6 protein-coding genes are annotated in these 5,902 nt (G+C 60.3%); 3 read left to right on the top strand and 3 right to left on the bottom strand.

Translation table 11 applies throughout. From position 1 onward, the window contains the following. A partial coding sequence (locus tag V6C16_RS06645) for a M23 family metallopeptidase (RefSeq protein WP_333542925.1) occupies positions 1–471 on the top strand: 471 nt, incomplete at its 5' end. Between the two features lie 216 nt (positions 472–687). Here V6C16_RS06645 and V6C16_RS06640 read toward each other — a convergent pair. Continuing rightward, positions 688–1,065: a hypothetical protein gene (locus V6C16_RS06640; protein WP_333542924.1), complete on the bottom strand. Its 378-nt coding sequence runs from the start codon at positions 1,063–1,065 to the stop codon at positions 688–690. 3 nt (positions 1,066–1,068) lie between these two features. Continuing rightward, positions 1,069–1,917: a 50S ribosomal protein L11 methyltransferase gene (locus V6C16_RS06635; protein ID WP_333536920.1), complete on the bottom strand. Its 849-nt coding sequence runs from the start codon at positions 1,915–1,917 to the stop codon at positions 1,069–1,071. A 487-nt stretch (positions 1,918–2,404) separates the two neighbouring features. Here V6C16_RS06635 and V6C16_RS06630 point away from each other — a divergent pair, with 487 nt between their 5' ends. Further along, positions 2,405–3,127, top strand: coding sequence for a class I SAM-dependent methyltransferase (locus V6C16_RS06630; protein WP_333536921.1), 723 nt, complete (start codon positions 2,405–2,407; stop codon positions 3,125–3,127). Next, the gene (locus V6C16_RS06625; protein ID WP_333542923.1) at positions 3,124–4,866 is read left to right on the top strand and encodes a YcaO-like family protein; all 1,743 of its coding nucleotides are present in this window, start codon (positions 3,124–3,126) and stop codon (positions 4,864–4,866) included. Before V6C16_RS06630 ends, V6C16_RS06625 begins: the two co-directional genes overlap by 4 nt. A 295-nt stretch (positions 4,867–5,161) precedes the next feature. On the opposite strand, the gene V6C16_RS06620 is transcribed toward V6C16_RS06625, so the two are convergent. Next, on the bottom strand, positions 5,162–5,902 hold a 741-nt coding region (locus tag V6C16_RS06620), incomplete at its 5' end, for an HlyD family efflux transporter periplasmic adaptor subunit (RefSeq protein WP_333542922.1).

The raw sequence follows: 5,902 nt of genomic DNA, 5'->3' as shown, positions 1-5,902 counted from the left end.
GACCTGCGCGCCCGCCTGGGCTGGCCCGTTGTGGCCTACAAGGGCGGCGAGGTCCTCCGTTCGGGCGAAGACGGGGCTTCAGGCATTGTTGTGGATATCCGGCAGGATGACGGCATGACCGCCCGTTACGCCCACCTTGAAAAAACACTGGCGCGCAAGGGGCAGAAGGTGGAAAAGGGCGAAAAAATTGGTCTCGTGGGCTGCACGGGACGCACCACCGGGGCGCATCTGCATTTTGGCCTGCGTGATGCGGCAGGCAAACTTGTGGACCCCCTGCCCTTTCTGTCCAGAGCTGAGGATGTTCTGCGCCCGGATCCCGACGCCATCCCGGAGGAGCTTACGCCGCAAACCTGTGGCCCTGTGATGCGGGGCCGGCATGGACGCCCCGTACGGCCCGGCCGCAGCCTGAAAGATCTGGAAAACTACAGCCCGCCGCCTATTCCGGGCTGGGGAGAAAAATCTTCCCTGTGATGCTGCCTGCTGCCCGCACAACATGCAGGCGCAAGTAGCAGGCGCACGAACTGCGGCAACGAAAACTACCAGATAGGCCCCGGCTACAGTATCCCTGCGCCGTGCCATGCGGAAGCAGCAAAAAAGCGGCATGGATAAGCGGGAGCAGGGGGCCGCTTGCAGCGGCGCACGAATTTTCGCCATGCCCCGCCGCCAGCACAGGTCATGAGAAAAGGCTTACTTTTGGGACTTTTTTTCCGTTACCGGCTCCGGCGTTTTCGGCAGGCAGCCCGGCCGGGCTTCACCAGAAGGGGCGCACAGCCAGAAAAGGCCCGCAAGCAGCAGAAGCTGCCCCACAAACAGGGTGGGATCGCGGTCCAGCAGGGCCGCAGCGCACACAAGACATGATCCGGCACACAGGAAAAGCCTGCGACGCAGCAACAGCCCAAGAAGCTGAACAGCCACTCCCAGGGCCAGCAGCAGTCCCCATGTCCAAAAAAAGGCGCTGTCCGGCGGCAGCCAGATCACCGGCTGGCCCGCCGCCACAACGCCCAAACTGTTTTCCGGAGCGGCAAGCATGCCCTCAACAGGCAAGACAGATGCGCCGCCCGCCACAGCCTAGTCCCACACCAACGCGCACCACTCGCCGTCCAACACGCGCCGGGGTTTGGGCAGACACTGGGCAGTATAGGCAGCCTCCACGCTGTCGGCCTGGATTTCCAGCAGCCCTGAAAGCACAAGGCACGCACCGGGCTTGCACGCCTGCACAATAAGCGGAGCAAGCTCAATGAGAGGCCGGGCCAGAATGTTCGCCAGCACAAGATCATAGGTTTTACCCGGTACGGCATCTATGCTGCCCTGCCTCACAGCAAATTCTTCTACCTGATTGAGAGCGCGGTTTTCCAGAGCGTTGTCCACAGCAAGGGAATCAATGTCCAGCCCTTCGCCCCGCAAGCCGCTTTTGCAGCAGGCAATGCCGAGCACCCCGGACCCTGTGCCGAGGTCAAGAAACGTTTCGCCGGGGGATACCCGACCCGCGTCCAGGAGGTCGCTCAGCACCATGAGGCACAGGGCGGTGGTGGCGTGATGACCTGTCCCGAAGGCGCTTTTAGGCTCAATAAGCACCTTGACGCGGTCGGAAAAATCCTCACTGTCCGCCAGCCAGGGAGGCAGTACAACAAAGCGCCGTCCGCAGGGTACAGGAGTAAAAAACTGCTTCCACGCGGCCACCCAGTCCTGTGCTTCCAGACTTTGCACCGTGCACGTGGCCCCGGGCAGGCGTGCCTCAAAAGCGCTGCGCAGGTTTTGGATAAAATCGGCGTTTTCACAGTGTACACGAAAACGGCTTTCGCCGGTGGGCAGGCTTTCTTCTTCCCACCCGAAAGGCACTTCCAAAGTCAACAGGCCAAGGGCCTGATCATAGGCGTCTTCACCCACAATAATCTCAAGCTGAAAAATCTTCTTCATAATTGCGTCTCTTTTGCTGTAACAGACCGAAAAGTCAGGCCAGCATGCCAGATTTTTTTCCTGTGGTCGAGGGCGGTACAAACGGCAGGGCCGCAGCGTTTTCCCTCTTTGTGCGGGCTGAATGCCGCACCTGGCCCGGCGCGCGCCTTCACGGCAGATTGCACATTGCCATGCACGAAGATTCTTAGTAAAAAGATAATTTGCACTCCGCCAACAGAGCATGCTCACGTTGAAATGCCTGCGTGACGGCGAAATATCTTTGCTGTCTTCGGTCCGTAACATTTTTCGTTGTCACGGACGAAGCACGTTTGCCCTGCAAGCATGGCCTGGCCGCCCGTTTTCAACATGGGCAGGCCCCAGGATGAATGCCCGGCCAACCGCACATGCGGTGCGCAGCTCATGACACGGATTTTACAGAAATCCGCGCGGAGCAGATGGACATTTTCAGTATTGCCCTGCTCTAATCTTCGTTTTTTAAGGAAAATACATGCCGACAAGCACGGAAGAACTCGACAATATTCTCGCCGTGATCCGCGCCGATTTTGATGTGGATTTCGAGCCGTTGCAGGTTGATGAAAACCCCCTGCATATTTTATCCATCAATAACATGCAGTCGCATCTCGACAAGCTGCTGCAAAAGCGTGCCATCCGTGATCCGCTCAAAGACCTGCCCCTGTGGGCCAAGGTCTGGCCCGGCTCTTTCGTGCTTGGCCGCCTGCTGCGCAAGTATGATCCGCAGGGCAAGAGCCTGCTGGAGCTGGGCGCGGGCTGCGGGGTGCTCAGCCTTGTGGCCGCCCGCTACGGCTTCAGCCGTGTGGTGGCCAGCGACGTGGTGGATGAGGCCCTGCGATTTGCCAGGGCCAACGTGCTGCGCAATAATCTTCAGGACATCATCGAGGTCGCCCGTGTTGATGTGACAACTCCGGGGCGCGATCCGCGCTTTGCCGGGGGATTTGACCTTATGGCCGCCTCGGAAATCCTTTACCTTGACGATCTGCACAGACCTCTGGTGAAATTTGTGGACCGTCACCTGGCCCCCGGCGGCAAGGCCCTGTTCTGCACAGACATGGCCCGCGCCAAACCGCATTTTGCCAAGCTGGCGGCAAAAACATTCAAGGTCATCGAGGGCCGCGTCGGCGTCAAAGCCAGCGACGACAACGGCGAAGAGCAACGCCGCATATACAGCATCCTGATTTTGGAGCGCCCATGAACACACATCTGCCCCGCATACATCTGGCCCCCTGCCCCAAGGGCTATACCCGCGACCTGGACAAAACCATGAGCCCGCCGCAAACCATCGCCCGGGTGCGCCAGCGGCTGACCGTGGCCGACCTGGACATCCTGGCCGACACCAAAAGAGTGGATGTGGGCCGACTGGGCATTCCGGTTTTTCTCAGCATATGCGGGGCTGACGCCCGGCGTATAATGCCCACGCGCAAGCAGATGGGCAAAGGCTCGTCTCCCGAGCAGGCCGAAGCGTCTGCCCTTATGGAACTTATGGAACGCTATGCGTTCTTCAATTTTTGGCAGGCACGGCCCCATATGGAACGGGCCACGTGGAGCGAAGCCGAAGAGCGCTTCGGCAGCGCCCTGATTCCGCTTGCTGAAATGCTGCGCTCCGTCAGTGAAGACCTTGATGAAAACAAGGCCCGCCGCGTGCTGGACCTTATAAGCTGGAATTTTTACCCCGCCACGCGCCTGCCCGACGAAGCCACGGTGTGGCTGCCGCTGGACTGGTTCAAGCTGCTGGGCGAATTCAACGGAACCTCTGCGGGCAACAGCCCTGAAGAGTCGCTTCTTCAGGGGCTGAGCGAACTGATAGAGCGCCATGTGTGCTGCCTTGTCGATCGCGGGCATCTCGCCACGCCCACCATTGAGACCGCCAACTGCAAGGATCCGGTGCTCCGTCAGTTGATAGATGCCTTTGCGCGCGAAGGCGTCCGTCTGGTGCTCAAGGATTTCTCCCTCGGCATGCCCCTGCCCACGGTGGCCGCCATTGCCTGGGACCCGGCCACCCTCGGCCAGAGTTCCGAAATCGTGTTCACAGCAGGCACTGCGGCATCCCCGGCCAAGGCCGCCATTCGCGCGGTAACCGAGGTGGCCCAGCTTGCCGGAGACTTTTGCACCAATGCCTGCTACGAGGCGTCCGGCCTGCCCAAGTTCAACACGCTTGAAGAGGCCGCATGGCTGCTTGACGGCCCCCCCGTCAGCCTGGAAAGCCTGCCCACGGTGGAGGACAATGACATCAGGCAGGAACTGCTTGCTGCCCTTGACGGCATCCGCCCGTTGACCATGTATGCGGTGGAAACCACGCATCCGCGTCTGGGCATTCCGGCCCATTACAATATCATACCCGGCATGGCCTTCAGGGAGCGCGACCGCAACCAGAGCCTGGGGCTTTTTGTCGGCCGCAAGCTGGTGGAAGAAGCCAACGCCCCCACCGCGGCCGAGGGGCTGCGCGTACTTGAAGAATGCTATCCCGGCGCGCACTTTCTGCCCTTCTTCCACGGCATGCTGGCCTTGCGGGCCGAAGATCGGGACAGCGCCCGCGCCTTTTTCGCCCAGGCCCTGCCCTTGCAGCCGGATGCGGATGCCCAGGCCCTGGCAGCCTTTTACCTGGGGTATACCGAGACCCTTGAAGGGCGTTGGGCAGAATCCATACCGGCTTTGGCCGAAGCAGTGAGGCTGTGTCCTGAGATGAAGGAATACGGCAACCTGCTTGGCGTGGCACGCTTTAAAACCGGCGATTACGAGGCAGCGGCGGCCGCCTTTGCCGCTGTATTGCGCGTGGATAAAGGCTCGGCCATGGATCTTGCCAATCTGGGTCTGTGCGAAAAGTTTATGGGCAAACATGAAGAAGCCCGCCGGCATCTGGCGGCAGCTCTGGAGCTGGATCCCGGCCTTGATTTTGCCCGCCGGCATCTGGAGCAGCTTGGTACGCAGGGATAGAGCAGTTAGCGAATGAAATGAGTTAACTGCTCCGCAAGGATTTTCTTGAAAATCCTTGCCACGAAATGCGAGAAGGCAGGCTTTTGCCTGCCGTAAGCGAGCATTTCAAGTGTTAAATGCTCTAGACGCTGCCTTTCAGCAGCCGCGTGGGCAAAAACCGCAAAGCCCGGCCTTTTGCAATGGACGTGTGCATAACGGCTACACGTACGTGGCAAAAGGCCGGGCTTCTCTGTTTCTGTGAGTGTGTCTTGTTCTTGCGGCGCTCACGCCAGCGCGGTCGCGCAACGGGTGCGCTTTAAAGGCCATAAACCCCCAATAAATCACGCGTAAATACCACACATCGGGCCTGTGTTCCGGGCGGGGGCAGGGCTTTGTCGCCCGGCTCCACACTGATGCGCACCGGAGTATACAGTGCCGCAGATGCCCCGTTTTTCTGATTCTGGCCGCTTTGAACGCCCTTGCCGCCCTGTTTTTCCTGTCCGCCGCCGGAAAATGCCTGTGGCGCAAACACCTCCACCACCGTCCCACGCAGGGTCTGACCATCTTCCAGTTCAATGCGGCAGGGTTGGCCCGGCAGGATAGCCTCGGCCCTATCTTGCGCAAAATAGGCCAGCAGCCAGTAATTTTCCGATACGGACGCCCCTTCCGGCAAAAGCAGCACAAGGGCTTCGCCGCTTCGCGCCATCTGCCCCGCAACGCCGGTAATGCGCAGCACGCGCCCGTCAACAGGCGCATACAGGCTGGCGTCCACCGGCGAAATCTCCTGCCCCTTGCGGGCGTTGCCCGAAGGCAACGGCGCATAGCGTTGTTGCGAGGCCATCTGCTTGTAGCGCAGCATTTCCTGTCGGATGCGGCCCAGCTCCTGCTCCAGGGCAGCGCGCATGCGGCTGGTCTCTTCGTATGCGGTCTTGGACATCTCCATCTGCCCGCGCGCCTGCGATTCAGCCTTTACGGCTGCGGCATATCTGCTTTTTCCCACGGCCCGTTCGCCGCCCTGCGCGTCAAGGGAGCGCAAATCCAGTTGCAACCGTACGTG

Source organism: Desulfovibrio sp. 1188_IL3213, assembly GCF_036763145.1.
Classification (GTDB): Bacteria; Desulfobacterota; Desulfovibrionia; order Desulfovibrionales; family Desulfovibrionaceae; genus Desulfovibrio.
Note: the sequence above shows the minus strand (reverse complement) of the source record. Positions and strands in the feature narration are given on the sequence as shown.